The sequence below is a fragment of the Microbacterium ureisolvens genome (genome assembly GCF_015278315.1).
GTDB classification, from domain to species: Bacteria; Actinomycetota; Actinomycetes; order Actinomycetales; family Microbacteriaceae; genus Microbacterium; species Microbacterium ureisolvens.
Genome location: NZ_JADIJE010000018.1, coordinates 31,093 through 48,136, shown reverse-complemented (window position 1 = coordinate 48,136; position 17,044 = coordinate 31,093). Strand labels below are relative to the sequence as shown.

At 70.9% G+C, this 17,044-nt stretch carries 13 protein-coding genes; 9 read left to right on the top strand and 4 right to left on the bottom strand.

Annotated elements, in window-relative coordinates; all coding sequences use genetic code 11:
- Positions 1-194: 194 nt before the first annotated feature.
- The 6 genes from IM767_RS19480 (at position 195) to IM767_RS19455 (ending at position 10,625) form a co-directional block, all read left to right on the top strand.
- Positions 195-1,178 (top strand): aldo/keto reductase, encoded by a 984-nt coding sequence (locus IM767_RS19480; RefSeq protein WP_109212000.1) that lies wholly within the window; start codon positions 195-197, stop codon positions 1,176-1,178.
- 138 nt (positions 1,179-1,316) lie between these two features.
- Positions 1,317-3,050: an ABC transporter ATP-binding protein gene (locus IM767_RS19475; protein ID WP_109212001.1), complete on the top strand. Its 1,734-nt coding sequence runs from the start codon at positions 1,317-1,319 to the stop codon at positions 3,048-3,050.
- On the top strand, positions 3,047-5,092 hold the full coding sequence (locus IM767_RS19470) for an ABC transporter ATP-binding protein (protein WP_109212002.1): 2,046 nt from the start codon (positions 3,047-3,049) through the stop codon (positions 5,090-5,092). The genes IM767_RS19475 and IM767_RS19470 overlap by 4 nt, the downstream gene beginning before the upstream one ends.
- A 64-nt stretch (positions 5,093-5,156) precedes the next feature.
- Entirely contained in the window at positions 5,157-5,963 is an 807-nt protein-coding gene (locus IM767_RS19465; RefSeq protein WP_109212003.1) for a PP2C family protein-serine/threonine phosphatase, read from the top strand.
- 139 nt (positions 5,964-6,102) lie between these two features.
- Positions 6,103-9,027, top strand: coding sequence for an FtsK/SpoIIIE domain-containing protein (locus IM767_RS19460; protein ID WP_109212004.1), 2,925 nt, complete (start codon positions 6,103-6,105; stop codon positions 9,025-9,027).
- A 32-nt stretch (positions 9,028-9,059) separates the two neighbouring features.
- On the top strand, positions 9,060-10,625 hold the full coding sequence (locus IM767_RS19455; protein ID WP_109212005.1) for an APC family permease: 1,566 nt from the start codon (positions 9,060-9,062) through the stop codon (positions 10,623-10,625).
- A 96-nt stretch (positions 10,626-10,721) separates the two neighbouring features.
- On the opposite strand, the gene IM767_RS19450 is transcribed toward IM767_RS19455, so the two are convergent.
- From IM767_RS19450 to IM767_RS19440, 3 genes are all read right to left on the bottom strand, one after another.
- Complete coding sequence (locus IM767_RS19450; RefSeq protein ID WP_109212006.1) at positions 10,722-11,102, bottom strand: DUF5655 domain-containing protein; 381 nt, start codon at positions 11,100-11,102, stop codon at positions 10,722-10,724.
- A gap of 83 nt (positions 11,103-11,185) precedes the next feature.
- Entirely contained in the window at positions 11,186-12,301 is a 1,116-nt protein-coding gene (gene ald, locus IM767_RS19445; RefSeq protein WP_109212007.1) for an alanine dehydrogenase, read from the bottom strand.
- A gap of 56 nt (positions 12,302-12,357) precedes the next feature.
- Complete coding sequence (locus IM767_RS19440; protein WP_109212008.1) at positions 12,358-13,347, bottom strand: asparaginase; 990 nt, start codon at positions 13,345-13,347, stop codon at positions 12,358-12,360.
- 53 nt (positions 13,348-13,400) lie between these two features.
- Between IM767_RS19440 and IM767_RS19435 the strand changes: the two genes are divergently transcribed.
- Entirely contained in the window at positions 13,401-13,877 is a 477-nt protein-coding gene (locus IM767_RS19435; RefSeq protein WP_109212009.1) for an OsmC family protein, read from the top strand.
- A gap of 92 nt (positions 13,878-13,969) precedes the next feature.
- Here IM767_RS19435 and IM767_RS19430 read toward each other — a convergent pair whose 3' ends face one another.
- Complete coding sequence (locus IM767_RS19430; RefSeq protein ID WP_239453488.1) at positions 13,970-14,671, bottom strand: lysophospholipid acyltransferase family protein; 702 nt, start codon at positions 14,669-14,671, stop codon at positions 13,970-13,972.
- Between the two features lie 190 nt (positions 14,672-14,861).
- Here IM767_RS19430 and IM767_RS19425 point away from each other — a divergent pair, with 190 nt between their 5' ends.
- Entirely contained in the window at positions 14,862-15,833 is a 972-nt protein-coding gene (locus tag IM767_RS19425; RefSeq protein WP_109212011.1) for an FKBP-type peptidyl-prolyl cis-trans isomerase, read from the top strand.
- 37 nt (positions 15,834-15,870) lie between these two features.
- On the top strand, positions 15,871-16,956 hold the full coding sequence (gene dxr / locus IM767_RS19420) for a 1-deoxy-D-xylulose-5-phosphate reductoisomerase (protein ID WP_109212012.1): 1,086 nt from the start codon (positions 15,871-15,873) through the stop codon (positions 16,954-16,956).
- Positions 16,957-17,044: the final 88 nt, after the last annotated feature.

The window sequence follows — 17,044 nt, the reverse complement described above, 5'->3', positions numbered from 1 at the left end:
CCCCGCCCGCGTCCGCCCCGCCCGCCTCCGAGCCTCCGGCGTCCGAGCCGCGAGCCGACGAGCCGCGAGCCGACGAGCCGCCGGCCCCCGGCGCTCCGCGACCGTAACGCTCGCATCGACAGCCCCTCGCCCTGCGGCGAGGGGCTGTCGCGTTCGCCGGCCGCGGCGTCCGCGAGCCCGGCTAACGTGGACGCATGACCTCGACTGTTCCGCTGCGCCGGGTGGGCGCGTCCGGCCTCCTCGTGTCCGCCGTCGGCCTCGGCTGCAACAACTTCGGCCGGCCCGGCACCCGCACCGAGACCATCGACGGGACGCGATCCGTGCTCGACGCGGCGATCGACGCCGGCGTGACGTTCCTCGACACGGCCGACATGTACGGCGGCGAGCCGGGCCTATCCGAGACGCTCATGGGGGAGGCGCTCAAGGGCCGCCGGGACCAGGTGACACTGGCGACGAAGTTCGGCCACCCCGGCCGCGACATGGGGTATCCGCCGTCGGGTGCCAAGGGGTCGAGGGCGTACGTGCGACGCGCTGTCGAGGCATCCCTCACCCGTCTGCAGACCGACTGGATCGACCTGTACCAGCTGCACGTACCCGACGACGACACCCCTCTCGAAGAGACGCTCGACGCGCTGGGCGACCTCGTGCGCGAGGGCAAGGTGCGCTACATCGGGCACTCGAACTTCTCGGGCTGGCAGATCGCGGAGGGGCATTTCACCGCGCTGATGCGCCACGGCGTGCCGTTCGTCTCGGCGCAGAACGAGTACAGCCTGCTCTCGCGTGGCGTCGAGCGAGACGTGCTGCCTGCCGTTCGGCGCTACGGGCTCGGCTTCTTCCCCTACTTCCCGCTGTACAACGGCCTGCTGACCGGCAAGTTCACGCGGGATGCCGCACCCGCCGACACCCGCATCATCCGGCAGCGCCGCCACCTCTACGACGACGCCCCGTGGGACGCGCTCGAGGCGTACCAGGCGTTCTGCGACGAGCGCGGCATCACGATGCTGGAGGCGACCTTCGGCTGGCTCCTGGCACAGCCGGCGCTGTCGAGCGTGATCGCCGGCGCGACGTCGCCCGAGCAGGTGCAGGCCAACGCGGCGGCCGCGACGGCGTGGACGCCGGAGCCTGCGGATCTCACCACGATCGACGAGTTCTTCGGGCCCGCGCAGCCCGCCGCCTGACGCTTCTCGGGCATCGTCCGACCACAGTTCGCCGAAGGCGTAGGAGACGGGCTGTCGGGCGGACCCGGGCAGGCGTAGCGTCGCTTTCCGTGCGCGGTCCGCGAGAGCGGAGGACGCCGCGCCCCGGAAAGGACCGCCGTGCTCGGCAAGCTCCTGGTGCGCTATCTCCGCCCCGCGTGGCCGCTCATCGTGGCCGTCGTCGTGTTCCAGTTCGCGCAGTCCATCGCCTCGCTGTGGCTGCCGACGCTGAACGCCGACATCATCGACAACGGCGTCGTGACCGGTGACATCCCCTACATCTGGTCCACCGGCGGCGTCATGCTGATCGTGAGCCTGGTGCAGGTGGTGTGCGCGATCGTCGCGGTGTACTTCGGGTCGCGCCTGGCGATGGGAATGGGCCGGGACCTGCGGGGCGATCTGTTCCACCGCGTCGTGGCCTTCTCGCAGCGCGAGGTCGGCCAGTTCGGCGCGCCGTCGCTCATCACCCGCAACACCAACGACGTGCAGCAGGTGCAGATGCTGGTGCAGGTGTCCGCGACGCTGATGGTCTCGGCGCCGATCCTCGCCATCGGGGGCGTCATCTTCGCGGTGCGCCAGGACGCCGGGCTGTCGTGGCTGATGGCGGTGGCGATCCCGGTGCTTCTCGTCATCGTCGGCCTGATCGTGTGGCGCATGGTGCCGGCGTTCACGCAGATGCAGGTTCGGATCGACCGCGTGAACCAGATCATGCGCGAGCAGCTGAGCGGCATCCGGGTCGTGCGCGCGTTCGTGCGCGAGCGCCACGAGCGGGCACGGTTCGAGACCGCGAGCGACGACGTGAAGGACACCGCGCTGCGCGCCGGCAACCTGATGGCCCTGATGTTCCCGGCGGTCATGCTGGTCATGAACGTCTCGAGCGTCGCCGTCATCTGGTTCGGCGCGTTCCAGGTGCAGGAGAACGGCGTGCAGATCGGCACGCTGTTCGCCTTCCTCACCTACCTCATGCAGATCCTGATGGGCGTGATGATGGCGACGTTCATGTTCGTGATGATCCCGCGTGCCGCTGTCTGCGCGAACCGCATCGGCGAGGTGCTCGAGACCACGCCGTCGGTATCGGCGCCGCGGGCCGCGGCATCCGCTCCCGCCCCCGCCGGGCGGATCGAATTCGATCACGTGGACTTCGCGTACCCCGGCGCCGAGGAGGCGGTGCTCCACGACCTGACGTTCACGATCGAGCCGGGCACAACGACCGCGGTCATCGGCTCGACGGGAGCGGGCAAGACCACCCTCGTGAGCCTTGTGCCGCGGCTGTTCGACGTGACGGCCGGCAGCGTGCGCGTCGACGGGGTCGATGTGCGCGAGTACGATCCCGACGAGCTCTGGACACGGGTGGGGCTCGTGCCGCAGCGCGCCTTCCTGTTCTCGGGCACGATCGCGTCGAACCTGCGCTACGGCGACCACGACGCGACCGACGAGCAACTGTGGCAGGCGCTCGAACTCGCGCAGGTGGCAGACTTCGTCCGCGCGATGCCGGAGGGGCTCGAGGCCCCGATCGCGCAGGGCGGCACCAACCTCTCGGGCGGCCAGCGGCAGCGGATGGCGATCGCGCGCGCCCTCGTGAAACGCCCCGAGGCCTACATCTTCGACGACTCGTTCTCGGCGCTGGATCTGCGGACGGATGCCGCGCTCCGCCGCGCGCTGGACACGCACCTGCCCGACGCGACCCGGCTCGTCGTCGCGCAGCGGGTGTCGACCATCCAGCAGGCGGACCAGATCGTCGTTCTCGATCACGGACGCATCGTGGGGATCGGCAGACACGACGACCTGGTCCAGACCTGCGAGACCTATCGCGAGATCGTCGAATCGCAGCTCGCGGCGGAGGCGGCGGCATGAGCGCGCCGGCGCGCGGCCCGCAGCGGATGCCGATGCAGCGCGGCCCTATGGGACAGGCGTCCGGCGGCGAGAAGGCGCAGAACTTCGGTCCGAGCGCCCGGCGCCTGCTGGCGACGCTGCGCACCGACATGCCGCTGCTCTCCGTCGTGCTCGTGTTCAGCGTCCTGTCGGTCACCCTCTCGGTGATCGGCCCGAAGCTGCTGGGCGAAGGCACGAACCTCGTCTTCGCCGGCTTCATCTCCCTGCAGATGCCGGCCGGGGCCACCAAGCAGCAGGTGGTCGACCAGCTCGTCGCGTCGGGCAATCAGGACCAGGCGAACATGATCGCGGCCATGGACTTCGTGCCAGGGGCCGGCATCGACTTCGAGCAGCTCGCGCGGGTGGTCGCCCTCGTGCTCGCGGTGTACGTGTTCGCGAGCATCTTCGGCTGGCTGCAGGCGCGCATCCTCAACGGCGTGGTCCAGCGGGCGATGCACCGTCTGCGCCTCCGGGTGGAAGACAAGGTGCACCGCCTGCCGCTGTCGTACTTCGACCGCGTGCAGCGCGGCGAACTGCTCAGCCGCGTCACGAACGACGTCGACAACATCGGGCAGACGATGCAGCAGACGCTGTCGCAGGTGGTCATCTCGCTGCTGACGGTCATCGGTGTGCTGACGATGATGTTCCTCATCTCGCCGCTGCTCGCCGTCATCGCCCTCGTGACCATCCCGCTCACGATCGTCATCACGGTGCTCGTGGCCCGGCGCTCGCAGAAGCTGTTCGTGCAGCAGTGGAAGACGACGGGCGTCCTCAACGCCCGCGTCGAGGAGACCTTCTCGGGTCACTCCGTCGTGAAGGTGTTCGGTCATCAGCGGGAGGTCGAGGCGGACTTCCGGACGGAGAACGACGAGCTCTACCGCGCGAGCTTCGGTGCGCAGTTCCTGTCGGGCGTGATCATGCCCGCCATGATGTTCGTCGGAAACCTGGTCTACGTCGCGATCGCGGTCGTCGGCGGGCTCCAGGTCGCCGCGGGACTCATGTCGATCGGCGACGTGCAGGCGTTCATCCAGTATTCGCGCCAGTTCACGCAGCCGCTCAGCCAGTTGGGATCGATGGCGAACCTCCTGCAGTCGGGCGTGGCCAGCGCCGAGCGCGTGTTCGAGCTGCTCGACGAGGAGGAGCAGACGCCCGATGACGACCCTGCCGAGACCGCGCCGGACTCGGCGAGCAGCCTCGAGTTCGACGACGTCTCGTTCCGCTACGTCGCCGACAAGCCGCTGATCGACGGGCTGACGCTCGCCGCGCGGCCGGGAAGCACGGTGGCGATCGTCGGTCCGACCGGCGCGGGCAAGACGACACTGGTGAACCTCATCATGCGCTTCTACGACGCCGACGCGGGCCGGATCACTCTCGACGGCGTCGACACCCGCCGCATGACACGCGACGATCTGCGGGCGCGGACGGGCATGGTGCTGCAGGACACGTGGCTGTTCGCCGGCACGATCCGGGAGAACATCGCCCACGGGCGCCCCGGGGCCTCGGAGGAGGAGATGGTTGCGGCGGCCACGGCCGCGTACGTCGACCGGTTCGTGCACGCTCTGCCCGACGGGTACGACACGATGCTCGATGACGAGGCGAGCAACCTCAGCGTGGGGGAGCGGCAGCTCGTGACCATCGCGCGGGCGTTCCTCGCCGACCCGCGCATCCTGATCCTCGACGAGGCGACGTCGTCGGTCGACACGCGCACCGAGCTGCTCATCCAGCGGGCGATGTCGCGGCTGCGGGAGGACCGCACGGCGTTCGTCATCGCGCACCGCCTCTCGACCATCCGCGACGCCGACCTCATCCTCGTGATGGAGGACGGCGCCATCGTCGAGCAGGGCTCGCACGACGAGCTCCTCGCCGCCAAGGGCGCGTACTGGCGTCTCTACAACGCGCAGTTCGAGGGCGCCGCGGGCGACGATGACGCGGTGCCGGTGCCGGCCGTGCCGCTCGCGCCCCCGCCGACGACGGCGCAGATCGTGGTCGAAGCGCTCGCCGAGTCCGAGGATGCCGTCGAGTAACCCACTAGTATGTGAGGACGCGGGGGCGAACGGCTCCGGCGTAATCCGACGGGGAGGACAGGGCGTGCCCGACGTATCCACCCAGTCGATCGATGTTCCGGTCCCTGGCGGTGTGCTCGAGCTCTCCTGGGCCGCCGTCACCGACACCGGACGCCGTCGCGAGGTGAACCAGGACGCGGTCTTCGCCGCGTACCCGCTGTTCGTCGTCGCTGACGGCATGGGTGGTCACGTCGGCGGCGAGATCGCGAGCGCGAGCACCATCGAGCGACTGCGGGCGGTCGCCGACAGCGGCCATGTGAATCCCAAGACGATCGAGAAGGCCCTGGCGCGTGCGGTGAAAGACATCGCCTCGCACCCCGAGGCCACCGACGACGGCACAGGCACGACGGTGACCGGCGTCTTCCTCGACACGTCGGGGGATGCCGCACACTGGGTCACCTTGAACATCGGCGACTCGCGTGTCTATCTGGTGCGCGAAGGCGCCATCGCCCAGGTCACGACGGACCACTCGGTCGTGCAGGAACTGGTCGCCGCCGGCAGGCTGAGCCCCGAGGAGGCCGAGAACCACCCCTACGGCAACGTCATCACCCGCGCCGTCGGACCCAGCGAGGGCGTCAAGCCCGACTACGTCCGCCTCGACGTGGCGCAGGGCGACCGGTTCGTTATCTGCTCCGACGGACTCACCAAGGAGCTCACCGACTACGGCATCCGGCATTTCCTCGACGAGAATGCCGACCCCGCCGACGCGGCATCGGCGATGCTGGAGGCGGCGCTGGAGAACGGCGGGCGCGACAACATCACGATCATCGTGCTCGACGTGGGGCATCCGGCTGAGCGGCCCGCCGACGAGCCGGTCACCGACGAGGACTGATCCGGGCTCGGAGCCGGCACGAAGCTCTGCCTGAGCCGTGAGTCACGAGCCTCCTCCACAGGTGGGGGAGTGACGCGAGGTCTCCACGGATCGTCGCCGGGGCTCATCTGGATCGCGTCCGAACCGGTGGACTGGGCGCATGCGCTCGACCGCTGCCTCGACAGCCCGCCCCGCCGCTCGGCCGGATCCCGTCGCACGGCTTGGACCCGTCGGGGCGTTCGACGCCACCTCGGCGATCGACGACGAACCCTTGACGCTTCCGGCGGCCTGGGTGCCGCCCCCACGGCCGCCGTTCCCGCTGGTCGCCGCCGTCGTGCCGGTCATCGGTGCGGTCGGGCTGTGGCTCGTCACCGGCTCGGTGTTCGCTCTGTGGTTCGCGCTGCTCGGGCCGCTCATCGCCGCCGCGACGATGCTCGATGCCAGGCGGTCCGCGAAGCGCGACGGCAGGCGGGCGGCCGCCGACGCCGCTCGTGCGAGGGAGCGCGTCGCCGCGGCGGTCGCCGTTCGCCACCGCGCCGAGCAGAGTCTGATGCGGGCCCGCCATCCCGACGTGCTGCGGATGATCACGAAGGACGACGACATCTGGCGTGGCGGCCGGCCGGAGTCGATCGCGGTCGGCGAGGGCGAGCGGCCGAGCGCGGTGCGCGTCACGGGAGGGGAGGGAGACCCGGATGCCGTAGACCTCCGCCGCCGGGCTGCTCGCGTCTCGGGTGCACCGGTGACGGTTCCGTTGACCGCGGGGGTCGCCGTCGTCGGCGGCGACACGCTCGCCGCCGGCGTGCAGCGCGCGCTCGTGCTCCAGCTGTGTCTGGCCTTCCCTCCGGGCGAACTCAGGCTCGTCGGGGCGCTCGGCCGCGGTCTCGAATGGACGGAGGCGCTGCCTCATCGGGCCGCGCGCGCCGGGACGGCGCTGGCAGTCCTCGAGCCGGGCCAGCTCGTCCCCTCGGAGGCCGACGTCGTCATCGCCCGGTGCCGACCCGGCGAGCCCTTGCCGCCCCGCTGCGAGGCGGTGCTGACCGTCGCGTCACCGGATGTCGCACGCGTGGAGCACGCCGGTGAGTCGGTCCGGGTCAGCGTGGAGGCGATCTCCCGGCAGCAGGCCGAGGAGATCGCCGGCGATCTCGCGGCCCGCGCCGAGCGCAGCCTCGGCTTCGCGCGGGACGACGGGGAGCCGGTCGCCTTGTCGCCGCTGCTCGCGGCGGTCCCGGTGGAGTCGGCGGGATTGCCCGCGGCGATCGGCGTGGCCGAAGGCGAGCCCGCGCTGGTCGACCTCGTCGCGGACGGACCGCACGCCGTCGTGGCCGGCGTCACAGGTTCCGGCAAGAGCGAGCTGCTCATCACGTGGGTCCTCGCCCTGTGCGGCACGCGGTCGACCGACGAGGTGACGTTCCTGCTCGCAGACTTCAAGGGCGGTACCGCGTTCGACGGTCTCGCCGGTGTTCCGCACGTCACGGGCGTGATCACCGACCTCGACGGCTCCGGCGCACGACGGGCGATCGACAGCCTGCGCGCTGAGCTGCGACGGCGCGAGGCCGGGATCGCGGCGGCGGGCGCCCGCGACATCCTCGATCCGCGCGTCCGGCTGCCGCGGTTGGTGGTGGTCGTCGATGAGTTCGCCGCTCTCCTGGCCGATCATCCCGAGCTCCACGCGCTGTTCGCAGACGTGGCCGCGCGCGGACGCGCGCTCGGAATCCACCTCATCCTCGGCACGCAGCGGGCCGCAGGCGTGATTCGCGACAATCTGCTCGCGAACTGCCCTCTGCGGGTGAGCCTGCGCGTCACCGACCCCGCCGACAGCCGTGCATTGCTCGGCGCGGACGATGCCGCGCGCCTTCCCGGCGGAGCGGTCGGCCGAGGCGTCGCACTGGTGCGGCGGGCGGGCGACTCCGTGCCCCAGCGCGTGCGGGTCGCGCTGTCGAATGCGGACGATGTGGCCGCGGCCGCGCTGCGCTCCGGACACCATGCGCCGATCCGCCCATGGCTGCCCGAGCTCCCGTCGCGCGTGACGATCGACGAGCTGCGGGCGCGCGCAGAGTCCGGCGGCGCCTCATCGCCGATCGACGGGTTCGTGCTGGGGATCGCCGATGAGCCCGAGCATCAGCGCCAGCCGGTGACCGTCGTCGGGCGGCGGGACCGCGCGCTCCTCGTGCTCGGCGGGCCGGGGTCGGGCGTCTCAAACGTGCTCGACGTCGTGGAGGTGCAGGCGCGCGGCGCCGCGATCCGCGTGCCGGCCGATCCCGAGCGGCTGTGGGACGCGGTGGCCGCTCTGCACGAGTCGCTGCCGGAACCGGGGACCGCGGTGCTCCTCGACGACCTCGATGCGGTGGCCCTGCGTCTGCCGCCCGAGTACGCGCACGTCGTCCTGGAGCGCGTCGAGGGGGTCGTGCGCCGGGCGGGCGGGGCCGGTGTCCTCGTGGTGGCAGGAGCGCACCGGATGACCGGCCCGGTGTCGCGCGTCGCGGAGCTCTTCGCGCGTCGGCTCGTCCTGCCGTATCCGACCCGCGTGGACCATACGGCGGCGAGCGGAGACGCCGCGGGGTTCGATGCCTCCGCGCCACCCGGCCGCGGGCGGCTCGACGGCCGGTCCATCCAGGTGGCGCTCGCGCCGGCTGTGGCGGACGGGCAACGCACCGCTGCGGTCGGCCCGCCGCTACGGGAGCAGCCATGGGCGCCGCGTCGGCGGGTTACCGGGTTCATCGCGCGACGCTCACCAGGGGCGCGCCGAGCGCTCGCGGAGTGGGAGCGAGATGGGGCGAGAGTGATCGCGGTCGATGACTACGTCGCCGACCCCACGTCCGACGCAGGCGGACCGGTGATCGTCACTGGTGAGCCCGACGACTGGCAGCGGCACTGGCGCCTGCTCGCCGACCTCCGTGGCGACCACGATCTCGTCGTGGACACGAGCTGCGCATCGGAGCTGCGCGTGCTGGCGGGATTCCGCGGCGTCCCGCCCTACTGCGAGCCGGGCCTCGCCCGAGGATGGCTCGTCTCGGCGGGCGCCGACCCCGTCCGCATTGTCCTCCCCGACCCGATGTCCGGCCGAATCGTCGGGCCGGCGCGTTGACCGGTCCTCGCCGCGGCACTTAACGTCGCTCTGTGGCTACTTCCCCGATCGACCTCCAAAGGCCGGACGGCAAGGGGCTGGCAGCAGGGACGCTCGGGCTATGGGGCTCGACCGTCATCGGCCTCGCCTCCACCGCGCCGGTCTACTCCCTCGTCGCAACGCTCGGCTTCGTCGTCCTTGCGGTCGGCGCGCAGGCTCCCATCGCCTTCGTCATCGCCTTCATCCCGATGCTTTTCATCGCGTTCGCCTATCGCGAGCTCAACAACGACGTGCCCGACTGCGGCACCACCTTCACGTGGGGGACGAAGGCGTTCGGCCCGTGGGTGGGCTGGATGGGCGGCTGGGGCGTCGCTGTCGCCGGCATGGTCGTGCTCGCCAACCTCGCGCAGATCGCCGGCATCTACTTCTGGGCACTCGTCGACGGCATCGTCGGCTCGCCCGAGGAGGCGCTCCTCGCCGACAACGTGCCGCTCGTCACCGCGACCGGCGTCGTCTTCATCGCGGCGATGACCTGGGTCAGCTGGCGCGGGGTCGAGATCGGCGAGTGCATCCAGAACGTGCTGCTGGCGATCCAGTACATCGCTCTCGCGATCTTCGTCGTCGCAGCGCTGTGGCAGTTCTTCGCCGGAAGCGCCCCCGACCCGACGCCGTTCGACTGGTCCTGGTTCAATCCCTTCGCCTTCACCGAGTGGGGCGGATTCGTCGAGGCGGTCCTGCTCGCGCTGTTCATCTACTGGGGGTGGGACACCTGCCTCGCCCTCAACGAGGAGACGAAGGACCCCAAGCGCATCCCCGGTCGCGCCGCTCTGCTCACCACCGTCATCCTGCTGTTCACCTATGTGGGGGTGACCGTGGCGGCCATGATGTACGCCGGCCTCGGCGACACGGGAACAGGCCTCGGCAACGAGGCGAACGCCGACGACTTCTTCCTCGCGATCAAGGACGGCCTCCTCGGCCCGGTCGGATGGGTGCTCGTCGTCGCGGTCATGATCTCGGCGATCTCATCGACGCAGACCACGATCCTGCCGACCGCGCGCGGCACGCTTTCGATGGCCGCCTACAAGGCACTGCCGCGCCGGTTCGCGCGGGTGCATCCGCGGTACAAGACGCCGTCGTTCTCCACCCTCGTCATGGGTATCGTCGCGATCGTCTATTACATAGGGATGACGCTCATCAGCGACAACATCCTGCAGGACTCGATCCTGTCGCTCGGACTCGCGATCGCCTTCTACTACGCGATCACCGGCTACGCATGCGTGTGGTACTTCCGGCGCGAGCTGTTCGACAGCGCGCGGAACTTCTTCTACCGGTTCCTGTTCCCGCTTCTGGGCGCGCTGATGCTCACCTACGCGTTCGTGCAGTCGGCGATCGACATGTACGACGTCGACTACGGGTACACGGTGCTGCTGGGCATCGGCGGCACCTTCGTGCTCGGCATCGGATCGCTGGCGTTCGGCGTGCTTCTCATGCTCCTGTGGTTCCTCTTCCCGCGCGCCAAGGCGTTCTTCCGTGGCGAGAGCCTCAACCGCGACACGCCGGTCCTCGTCCCCGAGGACGCGGCCGACTTCGCCCGATCGATCGACGGCGGACTCGCCTGAGGCGGACGGTCCCGCACGACCGCGACAGCCCCGGGCCGGACGGGCCCGGGGCTGTCGCGGTCACCTCAGACGGCGAAGGCGCCCACGCGGTCGGCGTCACGGCCCGAGGTGCGCTCCGCAGCCGACGTCGTAGGCCTCGCGCAGCCAGCCCGCAACGGCGTCGTCGAACTCGCTCTCGTCTGCCAGACGGAATTGATGGACGAACAGCTTGCGGCCGTACGGGGAGGCGCTGAGGATCCTCGGATCGGGCGGCAGCTCGCGCATCAGGTCGAAGTAGCCCCGCACGCCGGTGCGCCACGGCCGCGCGCCGGCGAATCCCCGGCGCGGGCCCTTGAACGTGATCGTCGTCTTCGCGACCGAGCGGGTCACCGGCCCGAACGAGAGGATGAGCTCGTCGATGCGGTGCCACAGCCGCACCGCGCCCGGGTCGGCATCTCTCAGATGGTCCTCAACGGTCCATTCGCGCGGCTCGGCCATGGACCGAGTCTCCTCCGCCCCGCCGACACGGGGCGCGTTCCCCGCCCCAAACAGCGCCTGTAGGCGCGGAACGACAGGCCTGCTCAGGCCAGCGCGGCCTCCAGCGGGGTGAGCTCCAACTCGTGCGCTGAGGCCACCCCCGCGTTGACGACGGCGCCGCCGACCGTGTTGAGTCCGCCGGCGAGCGCGGCATCCGCCCGCAGCGCCTCCTTCCAGCCCCGACGCGCGATCTGGCGGATGTAGGGGAGCGTGGCGTTCGTGAGCGCCGAGGTCGACGTGTTCGGCACCGCGCCGGGCATGTTCGCGACGCAGTAGAAGATGCTGCCGTGCACCGGGAAGGTGGGGTCGGCGTGGGTGGTCGGGTGGGTGTCCTCGAAGCAGCCGCCCTGATCGACCGCGATGTCGACGAGCACCGACCCGGGACGCATGCGCGAGACCATGTCGTTGGTGACGAGCTTGGGCGCCTTGGCGCCCGGGATCAGGACGGACCCGATCACGAGGTCCGACGCGGCCACGGCGCGGTCGAGGTCGAGGGGATTGGAGGCCGCTGTCTTCACCCGCCCCTGGAAGTGGTCGTCGAGGTAGCGCAGGCGCTGGACATTCGTGTCGAAGACGGTCACGTCGGCGCCCATGCCCACCGCGATCACCGCGGCGTTGGCCCCGGCGACCCCGCCGCCGATGACGGTCACGGTCGCCGGCCGGGTACCCGGCACGCCCGACATGAGCAGCCCGAGGCCGCCCGCCGACCGCATGAGCGTGGCGGCGCCGACGATCGGCGCGAGCCGGCCGGCCACCTCGCTCATCGGCGCCAGCAGCGGCAGCCCGCCGCCGGCAAGCTGCACGGTCTCGTAGGCGATCGCGGTCACGCCGTCCGCGACAAGGCGCTCCGTGAGCGGGCGGTCGGCCGCGAGGTGGAGGTAGGTGAACAGCACGAGGTCGTCGCGGAAGTGGCTGTACTCGCTCGCGATCGGCTCCTTGACCTTGAGCAGCAGCTCGGCACGGTCCCAGACCTCGGCCGCGTCGTCGAGGAGCACCGCGCCCGCGGCCTCGTACTCGGCATCCGGCATCGACGATCCCTCGCCCGCGCCGCGCTGCACGAACACCTCATGGCCCACGGCCACGAGATCATGCACACCCGCAGGGGTGAGGGCGACCCGATACTCGTTGTTCTTGACCTCGGTGGGGACGCTGATCCTCATCGCGTGATCCTTTCCGCTCCGCCGTTGGAGCGCTCGGGCTCCTCGTGGGAGCGCCTCTAGAAAGCGGGGCGGATGGCCCCGACATCCTGCCCGCCGCCACTGACGGCGAGTGGAAGCTTCGAGAAGGTGTCGGCCACGTCCGCCGACGCGAGCGCCGCGTGGCGCTCGAGCAGTCGGAGGGCGACGGCGGTGGCCGCACGCCCGCTGCCGTCGAGCATCTTGAGCGCAACCGTCGTGCCGTCGGGCGCGACCATCACCATCACGCCCTCGGCGCCGCCCTTGGCGAAGACGCCGAGGCGCTCGATCGCGATGGTGTCGGCGCGCCCGGGACCGTCGATCGTCCACGGCGCCGCGCGCACGGCCTCGACCAGAGTGCCGGCGCTGCGGTGGAGCGCGAACGGCGACGTGGTAGAGGAGTTGCCGATGCGATGGATCGCCCGGGCGAGGCCGAACAGGGTCATCGCGTAGACGGGTGCGCCGCAGCCGTCGACCGCGGTGGCGGCGACCTTCTCGCCGATGAGGCGCTCGATGGTCTCGCGGATGAGGAGCTGAACCGGGTGCTCCGGCGAGAGGTAGTCCGTGGGATCCCAGCCGTTGACGACGCTGGTGAGGAGCATCGTCGCGTGCTTGCCCGAGCAGTTCATGCGGACGCGCGCAGGCTGACCCAGCTCCCGCACCAGCTCGTCGCGCGTCGCGGTGTCGCTCGGCCACGCTGCGGGGCATCCGAGGTCGTCCTCGCCCAGCTCTGCGAGCGCCAGGATCTCGCGGACGACTGCGACGTGGCGGTCCGTCCCCGAGTGGCTGGCGGTGGCCAGCCCCAGACGCTCGCCCTCGAGCGGGGCACCCGCCGACAGGCACGCGAGGGCCTGCAGAGGCTTGAGGCTCGAGCGGGGGAGGATCAGCGCCGAGGGATCGCCGAACTTCTCGGCGATCGTGCCGTCGGCGGCCAGGACGATGGCGATTCCGGCGTGCCGTGACTCGACGAAACCGCTTCGTTCGACGACGGCGAGCTCGACGGCGTCGGCTGCGGCGAAGGTCTGCGGCACCCCGACAGCCTACCGCCGCGGACGCCGCCGCCTCGCATGACAGACTGTGCTTCATGTGGGGCGAGCATCGATACTCCGTCCGGACAACGTGGACAGGCGACCGAGGCACCGGCACCTCCGGCTACCGGGACTATGACCGCGCCGCGACCATCGAGATCGACGGCAAGCCGGCGCTGCTGGCTTCGTCCGACAAGCCGTTCCGCGGCGACCCGTCGCGGTGGAATCCCGAAGACATGCTGCTCGCCGCGCTGAGCGAATGCCACCTGCTGTCCTACCTCCACGCGTGCGTGCAGGCGGGTGTCGTGGTCGTCGGCTACGAAGACGAGGCATCCGGGCTCATGGTCGAGGACGGGCGAGGCGGCGGCGCCTTCCGCGATGTCGTCCTCCGGCCGCGGGTGACGGTCGCCGACGCGTCGATGACGGATGCCGCGACCGCCGCGCACGCGCAGGCTCACGAGTGGTGCTTCATCGCGAACTCGGTGAACTTCCCGGTCCGCCACGAGCCGACGATCATGGTCGCAGGCGCCTGAGCGTCTGACGCCCGACATCCCTCCGCGATATCGCAGAAGGGGACGGGGCCGCGTTCGGATCCGCTGCACGCAGTCTCGCGAAAACCGCGAGATCAGCGGCGCTCGTGCGGGAGGACCTGCTTGATGCGGTCGATGGGGTTCTGCGCGGGCACCTCGTTGTAGGCGTTCGCGAGCTCCTGGCCCGAGAGGGCGTGGATGGCCGACATGATCTCGTCGGTCGCCAGGCGGCGCGCCTTGCCCGAAGACGCCGGGCCGTGGTGGGCGAGGTCGAGCGGCTCGCCGAACCTCACCGTGATGCGGTGCTTGAGCGACGGCGCCTTCGCGCCCACGGGCATGACCTTGTCGGTGCCGATGAGGCCGACCGGAACCACCGGCGCCCCCGTCTGCAGCGCGAGGAAGGCCACTCCGGTGCGGCCCTTGTAGAGGCGGCCGTCGAGCGAGCGCGTGCCCTCCGGGTACAGCGCGACAGCGCTGCCCGCCTCGAGCAGCTCGCGCTGCTGGTCGAGGGCGTCGAGCGCCGCCTGTCCGGCCCCACGGTGCACGGGGATCGCGCCGATGGCGGTGAAGAACCAGCGCGAGGCCGGCTCCTCGAAATAACTGGCCTTGGCGAGGAAGTGCACCGGCCGGGGAGCGGCGACGGGGATCGCGATGGAGTCGATGAACGACAGGTGGTTGCTCGCGAAGATGACGGGCCCGGTGCGGGGCACGTGGGACTTTCCCTCGATGTGCGGCCGGTAGATCAGGCGGGCGAGGGGCGTGATCAGGAGGCGGCCGATGGCGTAAGTGGCGCCCATCCGCCGCGGCGTGAGCGCGTCGGGTGGAGTCTCGTCCGCGGTGTCGTCGGCGCCGGGAACGAGGTCGGAAGTCACCCGTAGAGGGTACTCCCGTTCGCATTCCGCTCTCGGCATGGCCCCTTTCCCAGCGTGAACGGAGCAAAGATGCGAAATGATGGGGTGTCCCTTCACCTGATCAGAGGTTCTCCCCGTGCGCATTCGCCCGCTCGCCGCCCTGTCCGTCGCCGCGCTGTCGGCCCTCCTGCTCGCAGGGTGCTCCGGGTCGGCCCAGCCGGACGCCGACCCCACGCCGTCATCCTCGGCCGCGGGATCGGACTGCGGGCTCGACCCGAAGCCGGGCGCCGACTCCGACGCGATCGTCGTCTCGGGCGATGCGCCCGAGCTGACCGCCGAGGTCCCGGCCGATCTCGAGTTCGCCGACCTTCAGCGCACGATCGCCACCGAGGGCGACGGCGACGATCTCGCCATCGGGCAGCTCGTCACGGGCCAGTACCTGGTGATCGATCCGAGCACGGGCGAGACCATGCTCGACTCTGCTTCGACGTCGCCCGACGACAGCGGGCTGGTCCCCATCATCGTCAACGGCGGCGGCATCTTCGGCAGTGCGGTGCTCTGCACGCCGCTGGGCTCCTCGACGAGCTTCACGATCCCGGGGTCGCTTCTGGGCGAGGGCGCGACCAACGCGGTCGTCGTCGCGCAGTCGATCGAGCAGCTGCCGACGGTCGCCACGGGCGCCGAGCAGGACCCGGTCGACGGGATGCCGGAGGTAGAGCTCGCCGACAACGGTCAGCCGACAGTGACGATCCCCGACGCGGACCCGCCGGCCGAGGTGCAGATCGCCGAGCTCAAGCTCGGCGAGGGCACGACCGTCGAGTCCGGCGACACCGTCTTCCTTCAGTACCTCGGCGTGAAGTGGTCGGACGGCTCGGAGTTCGACTCGAGCTGGAGCCGCGGCGAGCCGTCCTCGTTCCAGACCACCGCCGTCGTGGAGGGCTTCCAGCAGGCGCTCGAGGGCCAGAAGGTCGGGTCGCAGGTGCTCGTCGTGATCCCGCCGGCCTTCGGCTACGGCGAGGGTGAGATCAACGAGACCGACCTCACCGGAGAGACCCTCGTCTTCGTCGTCGACGTGCTCGGCACGCAGCGAGCAGCCGCCCAGCAGTAGCACGCGGCCGCATCCGGCCCGGCGATAGGCTGGCCGGATGCGCCGCGTCCTCATCCTCGGCTCGACCGGCTCCATCGGCACGCAGGCACTCGACGTCGTCCGCGCCAACCCGCGGCGGTTCGAGGTCGTCGGCCTCGCCGCCGGCTCCGACCGTGAGACTCTCGCCGCGCAGGCGACCGAGTTCGGCGTCGAGCACACCGCACTCGGAGCCGTCGAGGCCGAGCAGCTGGTCCGCGACGTCGAGGCGGATGTCGTGCTCAACGGCATCACCGGCTCGGTCGGCCTGGGGCCGACGCTGGCGGCCCTCGAGACCGGCCGCACTCTGGCGCTCGCCAACAAGGAGTCGCTGATCGTCGGGGGCGATCTCGTGACCGCGCTGACTCGCCCGGGCCAGATCGTCCCGGTCGACTCCGAGCACTCCGCGATCGCGCAGGCGCTGCGGGCGGGGGAGCGCGCCGAGGTGCGACGTCTCGTTCTGACAGCCTCCGGCGGACCGTTCCGGGGCCGCACCCGCGCGTCGCTGGAGAGCGTCACCCCCGCGGAAGCCCTCGCGCATCCCACGTGGGACATGGGCCGCGTCGTCACCACGAACTCCGCCACCCTCGTGAACAAGGGACTGGAGGTCATCGAGGCGCACCTGCTCTTCGGGGTGCCGTACTCCGAGATCGACGTCGTCGTCCACCCGCAGTCGATCGTGCACTCGATGGTCGAATTCGTCGACGGTTCGACCATCGCGCAGGCCTCGCCGCCCGACATGCGCCTGCCCATCTCCCTCGGCCTCGACTGGCCGAGCCGTGTGGCCGGTGTGGGGCGCCCGCTCGACTGGACCACGGCGACCTCGTGGACCTTCGAACCGCTCGACGACGCGGCCTTCCCCGCCGTGCGCCTGGCCAAGCAGGTGGGCCGCGCCGGCGGCACCTACCCCGCGGTCTTCAACGCCGCGAACGAGCAGGCGGTGGACGCCTTCCACGAGGGTCGGCTCAGCTTCCTCGGCATCATCGACGTCATCGATCGCGTGGTCGACGCGCACGATGCTCCGGACGCCCTCACCCGGGCCGCGCTCGCGGATGCCGAGGACTGGGCGCGCCGCACCGCCGACAAGGTCATCGCCGCGGCATCCTGATCCGTCGACGCTCGTTCGTCACCCTGCGGGCTCGCTGGTCCTCAATTGAGGACCAGGGCCGAGATGCGGACCGCGACTGCCGATCGCC

Bases quoted from the DNA above. Each gene is read 5' to 3' on its own strand.
- IM767_RS19430 (WP_239453488.1), bottom strand. From the start codon at position 14,671: ATGGGCGCCACTTACGCCATCGGCCGCCTCCTGATCACGCCCCTCGCC.
- IM767_RS19460 (WP_109212004.1), top strand. From the start codon at position 6,103: ATGCGCTCGACCGCTGCCTCGACAGCCCGCCCCGCCGCTCGGCCGGAT.
- IM767_RS19450 (WP_109212006.1), bottom strand. From the start codon at position 11,102: ATGGCCGAGCCGCGCGAATGGACCGTTGAGGACCATCTGAGAGATGCC.
- ald (WP_109212007.1), bottom strand. From the start codon at position 12,301: ATGAGGATCAGCGTCCCCACCGAGGTCAAGAACAACGAGTATCGGGTC.
- IM767_RS19435 (WP_109212009.1), top strand. From the start codon at position 13,401: ATGTGGGGCGAGCATCGATACTCCGTCCGGACAACGTGGACAGGCGAC.
- IM767_RS19480 (WP_109212000.1), top strand. From the start codon at position 195: ATGACCTCGACTGTTCCGCTGCGCCGGGTGGGCGCGTCCGGCCTCCTC.
- IM767_RS19470 (WP_109212002.1), top strand. From the start codon at position 3,047: ATGAGCGCGCCGGCGCGCGGCCCGCAGCGGATGCCGATGCAGCGCGGC.
- dxr (WP_109212012.1), top strand. From the start codon at position 15,871: ATGCGCCGCGTCCTCATCCTCGGCTCGACCGGCTCCATCGGCACGCAG.